General features: G+C 69.2%; 18 protein-coding genes. 3 read left to right on the plus strand and 15 right to left on the minus strand.

The window, feature by feature from the left end; translation table 11 throughout:
- Window positions 1-2 precede the first annotated feature (2 nt).
- From P6281_RS24985 to fadD5, 3 genes are all read right to left on the minus strand, one after another.
- Window positions 3-872: an MlaE family ABC transporter permease gene (locus P6281_RS24985; protein WP_008261964.1), complete on the minus strand. Its 870-nt coding sequence runs from the start codon at window positions 870-872 to the stop codon at window positions 3-5.
- A 1-nt stretch (window position 873) separates the two neighbouring features.
- A complete protein-coding gene (locus tag P6281_RS24990) occupies window positions 874-1,689 on the minus strand; it encodes an MlaE family ABC transporter permease (RefSeq protein WP_014381458.1) in 816 nt (271 codons plus the stop codon).
- Window positions 1,690-1,950: 261 nt separating this feature from the next.
- A complete protein-coding gene (gene fadD5, locus P6281_RS24995) occupies window positions 1,951-3,537 on the minus strand; it encodes a fatty-acid--CoA ligase FadD5 (RefSeq protein ID WP_008261967.1) in 1,587 nt (528 codons plus the stop codon).
- Between the two features lie 194 nt (window positions 3,538-3,731).
- Here fadD5 and P6281_RS25000 point away from each other — a divergent pair, with 194 nt between their 5' ends.
- Entirely contained in the window at window positions 3,732-4,415 is a 684-nt protein-coding gene (locus tag P6281_RS25000; protein WP_014712523.1) for a GntR family transcriptional regulator, read from the plus strand.
- 87 nt (window positions 4,416-4,502) lie between these two features.
- Here the strand turns inward: P6281_RS25000 and P6281_RS25005 are convergent, their stop codons facing one another.
- Together P6281_RS25005 and P6281_RS25010 are read right to left on the minus strand one after the other, a co-directional pair.
- Window positions 4,503-4,943 (minus strand): SRPBCC family protein, encoded by a 441-nt coding sequence (locus tag P6281_RS25005; protein WP_008261971.1) that lies wholly within the window; start codon window positions 4,941-4,943, stop codon window positions 4,503-4,505.
- Window positions 4,944-5,001: 58 nt separating this feature from the next.
- The gene (locus P6281_RS25010; RefSeq protein WP_050989401.1) at window positions 5,002-5,478 is read right to left on the minus strand and encodes an acyl-CoA thioesterase; all 477 of its coding nucleotides are present in this window, start codon (window positions 5,476-5,478) and stop codon (window positions 5,002-5,004) included.
- 14 nt (window positions 5,479-5,492) lie between these two features.
- Between P6281_RS25010 and P6281_RS25015 the strand changes: the two genes are divergently transcribed.
- Entirely contained in the window at window positions 5,493-6,605 is a 1,113-nt protein-coding gene (locus tag P6281_RS25015; RefSeq protein WP_324738549.1) for an alcohol dehydrogenase catalytic domain-containing protein, read from the plus strand.
- Here the strand turns inward: P6281_RS25015 and P6281_RS25020 are convergent.
- From P6281_RS25020 to P6281_RS25065, 10 genes are all read right to left on the minus strand, one after another.
- Entirely contained in the window at window positions 6,602-7,525 is a 924-nt protein-coding gene (locus tag P6281_RS25020; RefSeq protein WP_008261984.1) for an alpha/beta hydrolase, read from the minus strand. The two genes, P6281_RS25015 and P6281_RS25020, sit on opposite strands and share 4 nt — an antisense overlap.
- On the minus strand, window positions 7,522-9,042 hold the full coding sequence (locus P6281_RS25025) for a flavin-containing monooxygenase (protein WP_085976861.1): 1,521 nt from the start codon (window positions 9,040-9,042) through the stop codon (window positions 7,522-7,524). The genes P6281_RS25020 and P6281_RS25025 overlap by 4 nt, the downstream gene beginning before the upstream one ends.
- The gene (locus P6281_RS25030) at window positions 9,024-9,752 is read right to left on the minus strand and encodes an SDR family NAD(P)-dependent oxidoreductase (RefSeq protein WP_036429565.1); all 729 of its coding nucleotides are present in this window, start codon (window positions 9,750-9,752) and stop codon (window positions 9,024-9,026) included. Before P6281_RS25030 ends, P6281_RS25025 begins: the two co-directional genes overlap by 19 nt.
- Window positions 9,749-10,159 (minus strand): nuclear transport factor 2 family protein, encoded by a 411-nt coding sequence (locus tag P6281_RS25035; RefSeq protein ID WP_008261990.1) that lies wholly within the window; start codon window positions 10,157-10,159, stop codon window positions 9,749-9,751. The genes P6281_RS25030 and P6281_RS25035 overlap by 4 nt, the downstream gene beginning before the upstream one ends.
- Window positions 10,156-10,914, minus strand: a complete 759-nt coding sequence (locus P6281_RS25040) for an HpcH/HpaI aldolase family protein (protein ID WP_008261991.1) — start codon at window positions 10,912-10,914, stop codon at window positions 10,156-10,158. The genes P6281_RS25035 and P6281_RS25040 overlap by 4 nt, the downstream gene beginning before the upstream one ends.
- A 10-nt stretch (window positions 10,915-10,924) precedes the next feature.
- Window positions 10,925-11,893, minus strand: coding sequence for a zinc-binding dehydrogenase (locus tag P6281_RS25045; protein ID WP_008261993.1), 969 nt, complete (start codon window positions 11,891-11,893; stop codon window positions 10,925-10,927).
- A gap of 1 nt (window position 11,894) precedes the next feature.
- Window positions 11,895-13,115, minus strand: coding sequence for a cytochrome P450 (locus P6281_RS25050; RefSeq protein WP_008261994.1), 1,221 nt, complete (start codon window positions 13,113-13,115; stop codon window positions 11,895-11,897).
- A 17-nt stretch (window positions 13,116-13,132) separates the two neighbouring features.
- On the minus strand, window positions 13,133-13,837 hold the full coding sequence (locus P6281_RS25055; protein ID WP_008261995.1) for an NIPSNAP family protein: 705 nt from the start codon (window positions 13,835-13,837) through the stop codon (window positions 13,133-13,135).
- A gap of 3 nt (window positions 13,838-13,840) precedes the next feature.
- Complete coding sequence (locus P6281_RS25060; RefSeq protein WP_008261996.1) at window positions 13,841-14,404, minus strand: hypothetical protein; 564 nt, start codon at window positions 14,402-14,404, stop codon at window positions 13,841-13,843.
- Between the two features lie 158 nt (window positions 14,405-14,562).
- Window positions 14,563-15,732, minus strand: coding sequence for a CaiB/BaiF CoA transferase family protein (locus tag P6281_RS25065; protein ID WP_008261998.1), 1,170 nt, complete (start codon window positions 15,730-15,732; stop codon window positions 14,563-14,565).
- Window positions 15,733-15,914: 182 nt separating this feature from the next.
- Here P6281_RS25065 and P6281_RS25070 point away from each other — a divergent pair, with 182 nt between their 5' ends.
- A complete protein-coding gene (locus P6281_RS25070; RefSeq protein ID WP_008262000.1) occupies window positions 15,915-16,667 on the plus strand; it encodes an SDR family NAD(P)-dependent oxidoreductase in 753 nt (250 codons plus the stop codon).
- Window positions 16,668-16,803 lie beyond the last annotated feature (136 nt).

The following is a 16,803-nucleotide window of genomic DNA, read 5'->3' on the forward strand; positions in this document are numbered from 1 at the left end:
GGCTACACCGTGAGCGCGAAGTTGGGGTTGACGCCATAGAGCGCCAACGCGGCGGCCAACACGACAACCTGCACCGACACCAGCGAGAAGCGCATCGATCGGCCGACGGCCTCGCCCACGCCGACCGGCCCGCCGCCGGCGTTGTAGCCGTAGAAGCAGTGGGTGATCATGACGACCGCGGTGATAAGGATGGCTTCCAGGAACGACCAGAAGACGTCGTCGGGGCGCAGGAACGTTCGGAAGTAGTGCTCGTAGGTGCCGTTGGATTGTCCGTAGAGCACGGTCGTGGTGATCTGCGGCGACAGGAACGACATGATCATCGCCAGCGCGTACAGCGGGATGATCACCACCAGCCCGGCCATGATCCGGGTGGTCGCCAGGAACGAAATCGACTTGATACCCATCACTTCCAGCGCGTCGATCTCCTCGCTGATGCGCATCGCGCCCAGCTCGGCCGTCGCGCCGGCGCCGACCGTGGCGGCCATCGCGATGCCGGTGACGACGGGCGCGGCGATGCGCACGTTGATCAGCGCGGCGAAGAATCCGGTGAACGCCTCGACGCCGATGTTGCCCAGGGAGGCGAACCCCTGGATCGCGACCAGGGAGCTACCGGACAACGTCACGAAGCCGACGATGGCGACGGTGCCGCCGATGACGGCCATGGCGCCGGTGCCCATCCCGATCTGGGCGACCAGACGCAGGGTTTCCTTGCGGTAGTTGCGCAGCGCGTGCGGGATGTGCGCCAGGGCCACCCCGCCGAACCACGCCATCTGGCCGATGTCGTCGAGCCCGCGCGCCGCGGCCAGGCCGTAGCGGTTGAGATTCTCTGCGGCCCGCGGGAAGCGGGAGCGAAAGACGGTGGTCGTTGACATGTCAGTGCCCCGTCCCAAATCGCACGCCGATCGTGGTCAGCACGACGTTGACCGCATACAGCGCGACGACGCAGAGCACGACGGTCTCGTTGACGGCGGTGCCCAGGCCTTTGGATCCGCCGCGCACCGTCAGCCCACGGAAGCAGCCGACCAGTCCGGCGATCAGGCCGAAGACCGCGGCCTTGACCGTCGCGATGACGACCTCGGGCAGGCCGGTGATGGTGGTCAGCGTGGCCAGGTACGCCCCGCCCGACACGTTCTGCAGGTAGACGCCGAACAGGTAGCCGCCGACGAGGCCGACGGTGATCACCAGGCCGTTGAGCAGGGTGGCGACCAGGGTCGCGGCGATCACCCGGGGCACCACCAGCCGGTGGATCGGGTCGATGCCGAGCACCTCCATCGCGTCGATCTCTTCGCGGATGGTGCGCGCGCCCAGGTCGGCGCAGATCGCCGTCGACCCGGCCCCGGCGACCACCAGCACCGTGGTGAGCGGGCCGAGCTGGGTGACCGCGCCGATCGCCGCGCCGGCGCCGGACAGGTCGGCGGCGCCGAACTGCGCCAGCAAAACGTTGAGGGTGAAGATCAGCAGCACCGTCAGCGGGATCGACACCATGATCGTCGGCAGGAACGCCACCCGCATGATGAACCAGCACTGCAGGACGAATTCGCGCCACTGGAACGGCCAGCGGAACAGCGCTTTCCCGGTGAGCACGCACATCCGGAAGAACCCGCCGACAAGCTCCAGCGGGGTTTGCAGTTGATCGCGCACATAGCCGACCAGGTAGGGGCCCCGTCGACTAGTCGACGTCGAAGTCACCGCTGCCCCCTCTGGCCGTCACCGCGCGCCGTCCGGCGCCGCGGCGGAACATTATAGCACGCCCCCTCCTCGCCCCGACTCAACGTCTGTGACCATCGGCTCCCTACTGGCAAGTAGTAACGGAGACCACAGGAATGTACCCGATGGCCAAGCACGTGTGAACCGCATCCGCACAATTAACCCTTCGCCAACGACTGGCAAACGTTACAGCCCCTGCCCAATTTCCTTTCTGGTCCTAAAACCTCTTGCCCTAGAATGGATTTAGTCGATTTTTGCGGCCCCGTAGCGGATCCGCAGCTCAGTTTTGAGCACCTTGCCGGCCGGGTTGCGCGGCAGCGCGTCGACGATCTCGAGCGCCTTCGGGTGCTTGTAGCGCGCCAGTCGCTCGGTGAGGAACTCGTCCAGCTCGTCGAGCGCCAACCCCTCGCCCGCCACCGCGGCGACCGCGATCGGCACTTCTCCCCACTTGTCGTGGGCCCGGCCGATGACGGCGACTTCGACGATGCTCGGGTGGCTGGCCAGGACGTTCTCCACCTCGGCGCAATAGATGTTCTCGCCACCCGAGATGATCATGTCCTTCTTGCGGTCGACCACCCACACGTAGCCGTCGGAGTCCATGCGGACCAGGTCGCCCGAGTGGAACCAGCCGCCGGCGAACGCTTCCGCCGTCGCCGCCGGGTTGTTCCAGTAGCCGCTCATCAAAGTTGGTGCGCGATAAACGATTTCACCGACCTCGCCGATGGGCACGTCGTTCATGTTCTCGTCGACGACCCGGGCGGCGACCGTCGGGATCACCTTGCCGACCGAGCCGCGCTTACGGATGGCGTCCTCGCCGAGCAGCATGCAGGTGACCGGTGACATCTCCGTCTGGCCGAACGCGGCCAGGATCTGGGTGCCGGGGAACCTCGCCGACATCTCGCGCAGCAACGCGTCGGGAGCCGGGGCGGCACCCCACGAGATCACCCGCAGTTTCAGGTCGCGCGGGCGCGCCTGTTGCTCGGCGCAGACCGCCTGCCACTGCGCGGGAACCAGAAAAATCCCGGTGACCTTTTCTGCGGCCAGCACGTCGAGGAGCTGCCCGGGCTCGAACGCGCCGAGCGGGTAGATGACCGTGGGGATGCCGAGCAGCACCCCGGTCAGCAAGTTGCCGATGCCGGCGATGTGGAAGAACGGCACCCCGATGAACCCGACGTCGCTGTTGATGTCGGCGCCGTTGGTGTACAGCCCGGTCATCGTCTGGCCGGTCAGGTTGGTGTGGGTGAGCACGGCGCCCTTGGGGCGGCCGGTGGTGCCCGAGGTGTACATGATCAGCGCCGGGGAGTCGTTCGGGATGTCGACGGGTTGGTGCGACTCCCCGGTCTCGTTGACGAGGTCTTCGTAACCGAGCACGGTGTCGTCGGTCGAACCGCCGGCGACCACGATGGTGCCGAGCAGCGACTCGATGTCGCGCACGTCGGTTGCCACCGGGGCGAGCACCGATTCGGTGATGATCACCCGCGCTTCGCAATCCTGGACCAGGAAGGCGATTTCGGCCGCGGTCAGCCGGAAGTTCAGCGGCACGGCGATGGCGCCGAGCATGTTGATGGCCAGCACCGATTCGACGAACTCGGTGCGGTTGAGCATCAGGATCATGACGCGGTCGCCGAAGCCGACACCCCGGCGGCTCAGCGCGTCGGCCAGCGCCGCCACCCGGCCGCGCAGTTCGCCCCACGTCAGGGTCTTGCCCAGGAACCTCAGCGCGGTCGCGTTCGGCTGCATCAGCGCGTGCCGCTCGAGTTGGTTCACCCAGTTCTGCCGCCGGGCGAGGTACGGCTGCTCTGTCAGATGGTCTGCCAATTGCGCGGTCAAACTCGACACTTCCCTTCACTCGCGCACCGCTTGCGCCAGGTTGATATTTGATAAAACATAGTGTTGTGTGGGTCACACTATGGCTTTGACGGTCCACTGACAAGTCCTCGACAAGCGCCCGTCAAGGTCCGTCAAAACTTGAATCCCGTCCCGCCAAGTCACTGAAAGTCCTGGCAGACCCTGTGAACGCACCGATGTCCATGCAGCCGAGGAGCCGGCGGCCGCTGCGGCGGGCTCAGCTGTCCGATGAGGTCGCGGGCCATCTCCGGGCGTCGATCATGTCCGGAACGCTGCGTCCGGGGACGTTCATCCGTCTCGACGAGACTGCGGCCCAACTCGGGGTCAGTGTCACCCCGGTGCGCGAAGCCCTGCTGAAGTTGCGCGGCGAGGGCATGGTGCAGCTGGAGCCGCACCGCGGCCACGTCGTGTTGCCGCTTACCCGCCAGGACATCGAGGACATCTTCTGGCTGCAGGCCTCGATCGCCAAGGAGCTGGCCGCCGCGGCCACCGACCACATCACCGACGCCGAGATCGACGAGCTGGACCGCATCAACGATTCGCTCGCCGCGGCCGTCGGATCCGGCGACGCCGAGACCATCGCGGGCATCGAGTTCGCCTTTCACCGGGTCTTCAACCAGGCCAGCGGCCGGATCAAGCTGGCGTGGTTCCTGCTCAACGCCGCCCGCTATATGCCGGTGCTGGTGTACGCCGCCGATCCGCATTGGGGCAAGGCCGCCGTCGACAACCACCGGAAGCTGATCGCCGCGCTGCGCCACCGCGACACCGCGGCGGTGATCGAGCACACCGTGTGGCAGTTCACCGACGCGGCGGCCCGGCTGACCGAGATGCGCGACCGAACCGGGCTCAGCGCTTCCTGACGGTCGCGAGCGTAAGCACACCGCGAATTCGGGGCCGCCATTGCGCAGTGGGTTTACGCTCGCGGCGAGAACTGGCTGTCGCGGTGGCTAGGTCGCGGCCAGCTGCTCGGCGCGCTGCTTGAGGCTCTCGGCGAGGTGGTCGAGGACGTTGTTGAGGAGCTGCTTGACCATGGGCGCCGGGACCGGCATCGAGGTCTCGACGTCCAGGTCCACGGTCAGCAGGCTGGAAGCGCCCATCGCCACCACGGAGAAGAGCTGCTCCTGCTTGGTGAACAGGTCGCCCTGCTGCAGGACGGTCTGGATCTGGTTTTCCCCCGGGTAGTACACGGCCTGGATGAACATGCTTTGCATGCCCTGGTAATCGGTGTCGAGCCGCAGCTGGCTGGGCCGCCCGTCGTCATAGCGGGCGAGCACCCAGAGACCCTTGATCTCCTCGTTCCACTGCGGGTAAGCCTCGAAGTCGCCGACGATCTTCATGATCAACCCGGCGTCGGCGCCGATCTCGACGGTCTTGCTCAACACTGGCATGCGCGCAGCATATCGGGGTGAGCGAAAACCCCAGCGCAGGGCGGTATCTGGGCCGGAGCTAGGCCGATTCGCGGACGCTGGCCGTCGACAGCAGGGTCCGGACGGGGTCGGGAATCGGGACGGACTTGCGCGTGGCCCGGTCGACGTAGACGTGCACCCAGTGCCCCAGCGCGGTGATCGGCCGCGGGTCGCCGTCACCGGACTCGAACACGCCCAGCCGGTAGGTGACGCTGCTGCGGCCCAGCCGGGTCACGGCCAAGCCCACCGTGAGGTCCTGGGGGAAATGCAGTTCGGAGAAGTAGCGGCAACCCGACTCGGCGACGATGCCCAGCGCCGGCGTGGTGATCGGGTCCAGCCCGGTGGCGGTGTTGATCCAGGCGTTGATCGCGGTGTCGAACAACTGGTAGTAGACGGCGTTGTTGAGGTGGCCGAACATGTCGTTGTCGGCCCATCGCGTCCCGACGGGCCACAGCACCGGGAAGTCGTTGCTGGTCAACCCGTCCGGGGCGGGGGGAACTACTGGAGCCGACGCCATGGTTGTATTCCAGCATGTCCGGAATTCGGGGCGCGGTACTGGAGCACATCGGGGCGCCCCGGCCCTACGCGCGGTCGCGGCCCATCAGTGTCGCCGACGTCGACCTCGCGCCGCCGGGTCGCGACGAGGTGCTGGTCCGCATCGAGGCGGCCGGCCTCTGCCACTCCGACCTGTCGGTGGTCGACGGCAACCGGGTGCGCCCGGTGCCGATGCTGCTCGGCCACGAGGCCGCCGGGATCGTCGAGCGGGCCGGTGACGGTGTCGGCGATGTGGCCGTCGGCCAGCGGGTGGTGCTGGTGTTCCTGCCGCGCTGCGGCCATTGCGCGGCGTGCGCGACCGAAGGCCTGACGCCGTGCGAGCCGGGCAGCGCCGCCAACGGCGCCGGCACCCTGCTGGGCGGTGACATTCGGCTCAGCCGGGCCGGCCAACCGGTGTATCACCACCTCGGGGTCTCGGGTTTCGCGACGCACGCGGTCGTCAATCGGGCCAGCGCGGTCGCGGTGCCGCCCGACGTGCCCGCCGATGTCGCCGCGCTGTTGGGGTGCGCGGTGCTCACCGGCGGCGGCGCGGTGCTCAACGTGGGGCAGCCGCGGCCGGGCCAGACGGTCGCCGTGGTCGGGCTGGGCGGCGTCGGGATGGCGGCGCTGCTCACCGCCCTCACCTATGACGACGTGCGCGTCGTCGCCGTCGACCAGTTGCCCGACAAGTTGGCCGCCGCCCGCGCCCTGGGCGCCCACGAGGCGTACACGCCGCAGCAGGCCGAGGACGCGCGGGTGAAGGCGGCCGTTGTCGTCGAGGCCGTCGGCCACCCCGCCGCGCTCGAGACCGCGATCGCCTTGACCGCGCCGGGCGGGCGCACCATCACCGTCGGCTTGCCCCCGCCGGACGCCCGGATCACGGTGTCGCCGTTGGGTTTTGTGGCCGAGGGCCGGTCGCTGATCGGCAGCTACCTCGGTTCGGCGGTGCCCAGCCGGGACATTCCGCGCTTCGTCGAGCTGTGGCGTTCCGGCCGGCTGCCGGTGCAATCGCTGGTGTCGTCGACGATCGCGCTCGACGACATCAACGAGGCGATGGACCACCTGGCCGACGGCACCGCCGTGCGCCAGCTGATCCGATTCGACGCCTAGTCGCCGTGCAGCGCGCCGGCCAGCGCCTCGCCTTGCAGCGCGAACAGGCGTTGCGAGCCCGGCCATTCCGGCAGCAGTGAGTCGAATCCATGGCAGGCGCGCGCAAACACGTGCAGCTCCGCCGAGATCCCGGCGCGCAGCAGCCGCAGCGCATAGTCGATGGCCTCGTCGCGGAAGGGATCGATCTCCGCGCAGGTGATCAAAGCCGGTGCCAGCCCGGCGAATTCGGGTCGCCGTGCGGGCACCGCGGCCTCCGGCGCGGCCGTTGGGTCGAGGTAGTGGCGCCACATCAGCTCGGCGCCCTCGCCGTCGAAGGCGGGACTGGTGCGGAACTCCGACTTCGATCCGGTGGGCCGGTCGTCGAGCACCGGCTGGTGCAGCAGCTGGAACACCACCGGCGGCAAGGATCCGTCGGCGGCGCGCTGCGCCAGGCATGCGGCCAGGGCGGCGCCGGCGCTGCTGCCCGCGACGGCCACCCGCGCCGGGTCCACGCCGAGCGACGCCGCGTCGTCGATGGCCCAGCGCAGCACGGCGCTCGCGTCGTCGAGCGCGGCCGGATAGGGGTGCTCCGGAGCCAGCCGGTAGTCCACCGACACCACCGTGCAACGCCCGCGGCGGGCGAGCTCCACGCACTGGCGGTGATCGGTGTCCAGGTTGCCCAGCGCGAAACCGCCGGCGTGGCAATACACGACGGCGGGCGCCGGGGCCGAGCCACCGCGGTAGATGCGCACCCCGACGCCGGCCGCGTTGTCCTCGTCGATCCGGACGTCACAGACGTCGGTCTGCTCGGCGGTGATGCGGCGGCGTTCGTTGAACGGTCCACGCGTCAGCTGGATCGCGGCGGCCGAGAAGTCCGTTCGGGTGGTCGCGAGTGCGCGCAGCGCCGGATCGAGGCGGTCGGCGCCGTCGAGCTCCGTCATCGAGTTCCCCGCTCGGGCACGGCGACCGGGGGCGAGGCGGAGGTGGCGGGCGGTTCGAAACGGAAGTCGGCGGGCCTGAACCTGCGCGTCATCCCCCAGAAGGTTCGGGCGCTGCGCGGCCACTGGGTGACCACGCGCCCGTTGGGGGCGCGAAAGTAGTTGCTGCACTGGGTGTTCCAGACGGTGCCCACCATCCAGCGGTCGATCTTGGCGACGAACTCGGCCAGCGCCGAGGCACGCACCGCGACGTAGCGTTTGCGGTGGCGGCGAAGGTGCCGCAGCGCCCGCACGATGTAGCGCGCCTGGGCTTCGAGGATGAAGATGACGCTGTTCGAGCCGACGTTGGTGTTCGGCCCGTACAGCATGAAGAAATTGGGGAAATCCGGCACGGCCATGCCGAGGTAGGCGTGCGCGCCGTCGCGCCAGACCTGCCGCAGCGTGATTCCGTGTTCGCCGGAAACGTCCAGCTCCCCGAGATAGTCGGCGGCGGCGTAGCCGGTGGCGCACACCACCAGGTCGACCTCGCGTTCGGTGCCGTCTTCGGTGACCAGGGACCGGGCACGCAGGGAGCGCGCCGGGCTGGTCAGCACCTCGACGTTGGGGCGGGTCAGCGCGGGCAGGTAGTCCGACGAGAACACCAGCCGCTTGCAGCCCATCGGGTGGTCCGGTGTGAGCTTGCGGCGCAATTCCTCGTCGTCGACCGTGTTTTCGAGCAGCCGCAGGGCGAGGGCGGTGAATTGCTCGGTCTTTTCGCTGCCGTGCTCGATCACCGCGATGTTGGATTCGCTGCGCAGCCACAGCCGGGTGCGGTAGACCTTTTTGGCGAACGGGAGGTGCGCGAAGGCCCAGCGCTCCCCCCGGGTGTAGTGCCGGTCGGGCTTGGGCAGTATCCAGGTGGGTGATCGTTGCACCGAATACACCGTGCCGGCCACTTTGGCCAATTCGGGGATCAGCTGGGAAGCCGTCGATCCGGTGCCGAGCACCGCAATCTTCTTGCCTTCCAGCGGGATCGAGTGGTCCCAGCGCGACGAGTGCATCACCGTTCCGGTGAAGGGCTCTTCCTCGACGAGGTCGGGCATCAGCGGCCGGGTGAACAGGCCCACGGCCGAGACGACGACGTTGAAGTGGTGCTGTTCGCCGGTCGCGGTGGTCAGGCACCATCGCTGGGTGTCCGAATCCCATCGTGCGGAGCGGATTTCGGTGCGCAGTTTCAGGTGTGGCCCCAGGCCGTGCTTGTCGGCGCTGCGCTGGAAGTAGTCCAGGATTTCGGGTTGGCCCGACCACAGCCGTGACCAGTGGGCGTTCAGGTCGAACGAGAACGAGTAGAGGTGCGACTTGACGTCGCACGCCAGTCCCGGATAGGTGTTGATCCGCCACGTGCCCCCGACGCCGTCTTCGCGGTCGAAGATGGTGAAGTCACGAAACCCGGCGCGTGACAGCATGATTCCCAGCGCCAGGCCGCCCGGGCCGGCGCCGATGATGCCGACCGACAGGTCGGTCATCGGATCTGCAGGCATTGCCCACCGTCGATGATGAGTTCGGAGCCGGTGATGAACGACGCCTCGCCGGAGACCAGGAAGGCCACGGCGTCGGCGACTTCGTCGGCGCGGCCTATCCGCCCGAACATCGATGCCGCGGCCAGCCGGGTCTGGGTGGTCTCGTCGAGCATCGTGGTGGCGATCGGCCCGGGGAACACGGCGTTGACCCGGATGCCGGAGGGCGCGAGTTCGGCGGCGGCGGTCTGGGTCAGGCCGCGCAGCGCCCACTTCGACGAGCCGTAGGCGCCGTGCTGGGGGAACGGGCGGATCGCGCCGGTGCTGCAGATGTTGACAATGGACGCGTCGGGCGCCGCGCGCAGGTGTTCGAGCGTGGCGCGCATGCCGAGGAACGCGCCCAGACAGTTGACCCGCCACGAGTTTTCGAATCCTTCGGCGGTCTCCTCGGTCAACGACGCGCGGTGCAGCACGCCGGCGCAGTTGACCAGCGTGCTCAGCGACCCGAAGCGCTCGACGACGTGTGCCACGGCCGAGTCCCACTGCTGCTCCGAGGTGACGTCGAGCTCCACCGCGATCAGTTCCTCGTCGCCCGATTGGCGCACCGCGGTGGCGAGTTCGTCGGCCCGCCGATCGCAGGCGGCCACCGAAAAACCCTTGGCGCGTAGGCGTTCGGCGATGGCCCGGCCCTGCCCGCCGGCCGCGCCGGTCACGAGTGCGACACGTGGGTTCATGCCGGCGCGCCCTCCGGGTGGTCGGCCAGCCCGCCGCTGGTGACGAAGCTGCACCGGCGCCGTGAGAAGCGCCACCGGCCGTCCACGCGGGTCAGCTCGTCGTCGTAGAGGGCGGGCCGCAGCTGCAGGTCGCCGGCCCGGACGAACAGCACCTGCGATCGGGCGGTGGCGCGCTCTCCGTCCACCGCGATCCGCGAGACGCCGGTCAGATGCAGGCCGCGCGCCGCGGCGCGGAACATCTCGGCGATCCCGTCATGGCCCGCGAAAGTCCGGCCGTACACCAGGAATTCGCCGTCGGGGGCGAACAGCCGGAGGCAGCCGTCGACATCACCGGCGTCGAGGGCGAGCGCGTAGCCGGCGATCAAATCGCGGATCGCTGCCTCGTCGTCCGACGGGTGGCCGGTCATTGCGTCGCCTCACGCAGGTGTTCGGCGGCCCCGCGGCGCAGTGCCTGCGACTCGGCGGCCAGGGTGATCATGCGAAAACCCAGCCGCGCCATGGCCTGGCCCGTCATGCCGTCCCCGGCGTGAATGCCGGTGACCAGCCCCGCATCCGAGGCCGCCCGGTGGATGCGCGTGATCGCGTCGAGGACCTCGGGATGCCGGGTCGCTCCGAGGACGCCGGCGCCCATCGAGATGGCGAGGTCGGCCGGGCCGACGTAGATTCCGGTCAGGCCGTCGACCGCGCAGATCTCGCGGATGTCCGCCAGCGCCGCCGCGGTCTCGATCATCGCGAACACGCCGATCCGGGATTCGTGGGCGGCGGGGTCGTGCCCCAGGCTGGCGCGCAGCGGTCCGAAGCTGCGCACGCCCGCCGGCGGGTAGCGGGTGGCGGCCACGGCGGCGGCGGCCTCGTCGGCCGATTCGATCATCGCGATGACGACGGCGTCGGCCCCGGCGTCGGCCACCCGCCCGATCGGTGCGGCGTCGGCGTTGGGCAGGCGCACGAGGGTGCCCAGCGGCAGGTGTTCGGTGCGGCGCAGCATGCGGGCGACGCCGGCGTCGTCGAGATAGCCGTGCTGGGCGTCGAATCCGACGTAGTCGTAACCGGCGCGGGCGAATTCCTCGGGTCCCAGCCAGCTGGGGCCGGTGACCCAGCCGCCGAAGATGGCGGGCTTGCTGCTGAGCGCCAGCTGCAGATTGCCCGGCGAAGCGTCGGTCACGGTCGGCCCCTCACCCGGCGATCGCGATCTTGATGCGCTCGGCCACCGGTCGGCTGGCCAGCTCGAACGCGTCCTGCACCTGCTCGACGCCGAACGTGTGGGTGAGGTAGGCGCCGAGCAGCCAGGGGTGCTCGGCGGCGAACTTGCTCGCGAGCTCCAGCATCCGCCGACGGTCAAGCGTCACACCGGATTTCAGCGTCAGGTTGTTGCGCAGCATGGCCCGCATGCTGATGGGATACATCTCGTCGTCGGCGACACCGAAGTAGAAGACGGTGCCGCCGGGGGCGGTGGCGTCGATGGCGTGGGTGAGGGTGGCCACCTGGTGACCGACCGCCTCGATGACGACGTCGGCGCGGTCCCCGGGTGCCAGCTGACTCGCCCAGCGGTCGCTGGTGGCGCGCACCGGTTCGTCGACGCCGAATGCCCTTGCGACATCGCGGCGGTCGATCGGGTCGACCCCGGTGACGCGGCGCGCACCGGCCGCCTTGGCGACGTAGGAGAACAGCAGGCCGACCGATCCCTGGCCGATGATCGCGACGCGCCGCCCGGCCAGATCGCCGAGCTGCTCGCAGGCGTAGAGCACACAGGCCAGCGGTTGCAGGCCGATGGCCTGCGCCGGTGTCAGCGCCGGGTCGTAGGGCGCCAAACCGTCACCGTCGGTGACGATGCGTTCCATCATGCCGTCGAACCCGGAGGCCCAGCCGACGACGAGGTCCCCGGGGCGGTGCGCGGGGTGGCGGCTGGCGATCACCTCGCCGGCGACCTCGTGGATGGGGAAGCCGTCCTTCTCGGGTCCGCTGCGGCCGTCGTCGCCGGGGATTCGGCCCTTGGCGCCGCGAAACGCGGGCAGATCGCTGCCGCAGACGCCGGCGGCCAGGAACCGCAGCAGCACCTGCCCGTCGGTCAGGGACTCAGGGGCGGTGTCGGCGATCGTCGTCCGCTCGAACAGATACGGGGCGATGAGCCGGTAGGACCACACCTCAGACCTCCACCGGGATGTTGTTCCAGCCCCATTGGAAGCTGGACGGCAACCGGGTGGCGGCTTGGTCCTGGATCGCGTAGTCGGGCACCCGACGCAGCCATTCGGCAAGCAGCACATCGATTTCCAGCCTGGCCAGGTGGTAGCCGATGCAGAAGTGCTGGCCGCGGCCGAACGCCAGCGAGCGGCGGATGGGCCGGTCCCAGATGAACTCGTCGGGCTCGGGGTATTCCCGCTCGTCGCGGCTGGCCGAGGCGAGCAGGGTGATGACGCGCTGGCCGGGATTGATGGTCTGACCGTGAATGTCGAAGGGCTTGCGCGCCGTTCGCGCGAACCACTGCGCGGGCGCGCAGTATCGGATCATCTCCTCGCGGGCGACGGGCACGTTGCCTTCGGGATCGGCGCGCACTGCGGCCAACTGGTCGGGCCGCCGGCTGAGCTCCCACAGCCCGTGGGCGACGATCTTGGGGACCGTCTCGGTCCCGCCGATGAAGATGCACAGCATCTGGGTGGCGACTTCCATGTCGTCCAGCGCGCTGCCGTCGGGCAGGTGGTAGCCGAGCAGGCCGTCGACCACGCCCAGCGGCGGCCCGGACCGGTCGGCACGGCGGCGCGCGACCGCGGGCAGCAGGAACTCGAAATAGTTCGGGCGCGCCTGCCCGGTGTCCACGCCGACACCCGGCTGGGCGAGGCTGCCGGCGTTGACCGCGGCGAGGACCTGCGGCGCGAGATCGGTGGGAATGCCCAGGAGTTCGCAGACGATCGCGGCCACCACGACGCCACCGTAGTCCTGGGTCAGGTCGAACGAGCCGCGCGGCAACAGCAGGTCGAGGCGTTCGTTGGCCAGCTCGCGGATCCTGCCCTCGAGGTCGGTGACCGAACGCGGCCGAAACGGCCGGGAGTGCGTGCGCCGGATCTCGCCGTACAGGTCGGCGTCGAACATGGCGTGGAACGGAAGCGGGTGCAGCGGCGGGTCGTCGACCGGTCCGGAGTTGTGTTGGGCCAGAACCGATGCCGCCGGCAGCGTGCCCTCCGAGGCGACGAACGTGCCGTTGTTGACTTCCAGCACCTTCCAGATGTCCTCGAAACGCGACAGCGCGAAGGTGTCCCACTGCGGCATGTAATACACCGGGTGGTGGTCGCGCAGGATTCGGTAGTACGGCAAGGGGTTTGCCATCACCGCAGCGTCGAAGGGGTCGTAGCTGAAGTCGGTCTGGTCCATGGGTCCTTGGCGCTCGGTCACTGCAGGGGTGAGGGCGGTAGGGCAGCCAGGATGGAATCTTCCCACCCGTCCCGCAACGCGGGGGCCACGCTCATCCAGGTGACGATCTCGGCGGGTGGGCTCTCCTTCCACGAGGGGTAGTGCTCGGCGAAGCAGTCCCATCCCCCGTCCAGCGCCCAGTAGTGGATGACCTCGTTGAAGCGGAAGGTCGTCGTGAACGAACCGAGCCAGCGTTTTCCGGTGCGTTCCGACCACGGCACGTAGAGCCGCTCGAGTTCCCGGATGTAGTCGTCCTGGCGGCCGGGCTTGGTCTGCATGATCTCCTGGATCACCAGCGGCGCAGTGAAATTGGCCTCGCGCAGCTGGGCGAGCGTCCTGTTACTGGGGCCGGCGTACATGATGCGGCCCTCGCCCGAGGCGCCGAGGTCGGCCAGGAACGCCGACCATTTGCCGGCGGCGGCCTCGTGACTGCCGCCGCGGGCCTGGGCGGCGCCGATCCTGGCGTAGTCGGAGAACCCGTCGATCTCCCAGATGACCGTCACCTGTGGCCAGTGGCCGTTGTACGGGGTGGATTCCCAGATCGCGAACAGCCGGGCGCCGAGTTGTTCCATCATCGGCTGGTAGGTGTCGGCGAAGACCTCGACGAACCGGTCGCTGCGCCCGGATCCCAGCGAGATCGTCTCGTGCAGGTAGAGCAGCGCGTGTTTGTAGTACTTCTTCATGGCCTAGTCGAGCCGGATCAGCTCGGAGTCGGCCCCCGAACCCACGTCGCACAGCAGCATCTCCATCGGGGCGACCGTGGCGTCCGAAATACCCTCTGCCGCAAGCGCATAGCCCTTGAACATGCGCGCCGCCCCGCTGAGCAGGTGCTGGGCGCGGGTCGTGGCACGCTGCACTCCCAGCGGCCACCCGTCGCCCCACAACGCGACCTCCGTCAGCCGGTTGCCCAGCGACTCGAGCACCGCGTCGCGCACCCGCGCGTCGGCGGTGAACGCGTCGGCGCTGACGGCCAGGCTGGTCGAGCCCGCCCCCAGCGCGCCCAGGGACGGCTCGAGGTCGGACGCCCGCACCCCCAGGATCCGCAGCGCTCGGGTGTCGCGGCCCTGCGGGAGCAGCACCGTCACCTCCCAGCCGGCCATCGCCCGGTCGTAGAGCCACCCCCCGGCCGATTGGACGACGTCGACGGCGCTGGCGGCGACGACGTCCAGTCGATAGCGCAGGCCGTCGGCGTTGGCCTGGGTTGCTCGGGCGGCGTCGGTCTTGCTGATGTCGAACGTTGGAGCGACCATCGATCCATTCCTCACCACGGCCCCAACGACTCCGTTGGCGGGCCTCACGCGCTTGTCACGGCTTTCTCAAGGGCTTTAGCCGCTGCACACGTCGGGTGAAGCGACTCACCGCACAGCGTGACACTTCCGGCGAAATTTGTAAAGGTCCGGTCGGGTCCTCACGACCCGCGGCGCGCCTCGAGGTCGGCCAGGACCTCCTCGGTGTGCTGCCCGAGTTCCGGTGCCGCAGAACGCGGTGCCCAGGGGGTGCCGTGAAAATCCGCCGGCGTGGCCACCATCGGGACGGCCGCGTCCCCGTCGGGCACGTCGACGATGCCGCCGGCGGCGTGGAACTGCTCGTCGGCCACGACGTCCTCGAGCGTGTTGACCGGCGACCAGAAGAAATCCGGTTCGCCGGCAAAGATCTGCGCCCATTCGTCGAGCGGGCGCGTCGCAAAGATCTCGTCCAGCGCGACGATCAGCGCCGCCGAGTTGGCCGCGCGGGAGCGGGCGTCGGCGAACCGGGGGTCGTCGCGCCATTCGGGTCGCCCCACGGCGCGGCACAGGGCCGGCCAGTGCCGCTCGGGTTCCAGGCCGACGATCCAGAACCGCCGCCCGTCTTGGGCGGCGTAGTTGTTCATGCACGGGTTGCCCATCGACTCGCGTTGCCCGATCGCGATCGGCTGCCCGCTCATCAGGTAGGTGTTCAGGTCGAAGCTCACGGTGTAGGCGCCCTGCCGGTACAGCGAGGTGGTCACCAGTTGGCCCGCCCCGGTGCGTTCGCGCGCGAGCAGCGCCGCGCACACGGCCGCGGCCATCGTCATCCCCGCGGAGTGGTCGCCCATGCCACCGCGCTGAAACGGGGGCGTCTCGCCGGGCCGGGTGAGTAGGTGGGCGACCCCGGCCCGGGACCAGAACGCGGCCACGTCGAAGGCGGCGCGATCGGCGTCCGGCCCGTTTTCGCCGTACCCGGTGATGAGCCCGTAGACCAGGCGGGGGTTGGCCGCCGACACCGACTCGAAGTCCAGCCCCAGACGCTGCAGCGCGCCGGGTCGCACGTTGGTCAGGAAAACGTCTGCGCCGGCGAGCAATTCGAACGCGGTGGCGCGGCCCGCGTCGGTGCCGAGATCGAGCACCACGCTGCGCTTGGAGCGGTTGTCCATTTCGAAGGGCGGGTTGAGGCCCATGTCGCAGCCCAGCATGCGGCCGAACATGCGCGCCGGGTCACCCGTCGGCGGTTCGATCTTGATCACGTCGGCGCCCCAGTCCGCCAGGATGCCGCCGGCGGCCGGTCCGGCCACCCACACCCCGAGTTCGACGACCTTGACGCCTTCCACCGGTCCCGCCATGCGTAAGTTCCTACTCCCTGCGCCCGCCGCCCGTTGCCACCGGGTCATCCGGTTCGCCGTTCTGATCTGCCCGCCGATGAATCTGGGCGGCCCCGTGTATCGGAATACATGCGGGCGTCGCGCAACGACTGGCCGCGGCAAGCCACCCCACCTATGCGGCCTGCCCAATCCGACACCAATCAATGAAGGAGGCCGTCATCGTGGCCACAATCTCAGGCAGGGCGGTGCTGATCACCGGGGGAAATCGTGGCGTCGGCGCCGCGCTGGTCGCGGAGGCCTTGCACCGGGGCGCCCGGCGGGTGTACGTCGGCACCCGGAAGGCCTTGGCCGGCAACGGTGATTCCCGCGTGGCACCGCTGGCCATGGACATCACCGACCCCGCGCAGATTCGGCGGGCCGTGGCCAGGGTCGACTCGCTCGATGTCCTGGTCAACAACGCGGGCCTGGCGGTGTACGACGATCTCGGCGACGCCGCCGCACTGCGGACGCACCTTGCGGTGAATCTGCTCGGCACGTACGACGTGATTCAGGCCTTCCTGCCGATGCTGACGCGATCCGGGGGATCGATCGTCAACAACCTGTCGGTGAACGCCCTGGCGCCGTTGCCGCTGATTCCCGCGTATTCGATCTCCAAGGCCGCGGCGTTCTCCCTCACGCAATCGCTGCGTGTCATCCTGGCCGGGCGGGGCGTGCGGGTTCATGCGGTGCTGACCGGTCCCGTCGACACCGACATGACCCGAGGCCTCGACATCCCCAAGGCCTCAACGCAATCCGTGGCGCAAGGCATCTTCGACGGGCTGGAGAACGGCGACGACGAGATCTTTCCCGACCCGATGTCGCGTTCGTTGGCGGAGCGCTGGCAGGTGGGCGTCGCCAAGCTGCTCGAGCAGCAGTACGCGGCCCTGCTCGCACCCGGAGATCCCGTCACATCCTGACTCTCAATCACGAATCCGAATGCCGCCACGCTTACCCGTCCACCCTCCGGTCGGGCTCCCGCCCTAACCGGGTCTGTCGGATCGAGGCCGGTGTGCACCACAATGGCCTACGCGGGAGCTAGATGAGTGGTTGCAA

The organism is Mycobacterium sp. 5-140-3-2 (assembly GCF_035666375.1).
GTDB classification, from domain to species: domain Bacteria; phylum Actinomycetota; class Actinomycetes; order Mycobacteriales; family Mycobacteriaceae; genus Mycobacterium; species Mycobacterium intracellulare.